This window comes from Kytococcus sp. HMSC28H12 (assembly GCF_001816045.1).
GTDB lineage: Bacteria > Actinomycetota > Actinomycetes > Actinomycetales > Dermatophilaceae > Kytococcus > Kytococcus schroeteri.
Genome location: NZ_KV824681.1, coordinates 1 through 594, shown reverse-complemented (window position 1 = coordinate 594; position 594 = coordinate 1). Strand labels below are relative to the sequence as shown.

Genomic DNA, 594 nt, shown 5'->3' with positions numbered 1-594 from the left:
TCCTCCCCGAGCCCGGGCGCCCCGGCCAGCGCCCGCAGCCCGGCCACCAGCGCGGTCGCCTCGTCGGCGCCCAGGCGCAGCGGACGGGCGATGGTGTCGGCATTGCGCAGGTACACGTGGCCGTGGTCCCACTGCGCGTCGATGAGGTCGTCCGGCATCCGGCCGGGCAGGCCGCACAGGAAGACCAGCTGCAGGTCGCGCTCCAGCGAGGCCGGGGTGACGCCGAAGGTGGCGGCGGCCTCCTCGATCTCGACCCCCTGCCGGTGCAGGAGCCAGGGCACCATCTCCAGCAGGCGCTCCAGGCGCGCGGTCGCGGACTCGGCGGCCATCAGCCCTCCCGGGAGGTCGTCGTCGGTGCGCCGGCGGTGGCCAGCACCTGCTCGAGGCGGTCGACCACCTGGGCTCGCAGGTCGTCGGGCTCCACGGCCAGCAGGTCGGGGCCCAGCTCGGCCAGCTGCCCCACGATGCGGGAGCGGTCGGCCGCGGGCAGGTGCAGCACGTCGCCGGCATCGGTGCGGTCCACCGCATCGGCCCAGCGGCGCAGCGCCACGCCGCGCCCGGGGGCCACCGTCACCGTGGCGGCCAGCGTGTCCG

At 77.1% G+C, this 594-nt stretch carries 1 protein-coding gene and 1 pseudogene; both read right to left on the bottom strand.

The window, feature by feature from the left end; all coding sequences use genetic code 11:
* Positions 1 to 329: pseudogene (locus HMPREF3099_RS11000) on the bottom strand (WYL domain-containing protein); the annotation flags it as partial.
* Positions 329 to 594: WYL domain-containing protein (locus HMPREF3099_RS13175; protein WP_168168527.1), on the bottom strand; the 266-nt coding region annotated here is incomplete at its 5' end. The gene HMPREF3099_RS13175 and the pseudogene HMPREF3099_RS11000, both read right to left, overlap by 1 nt.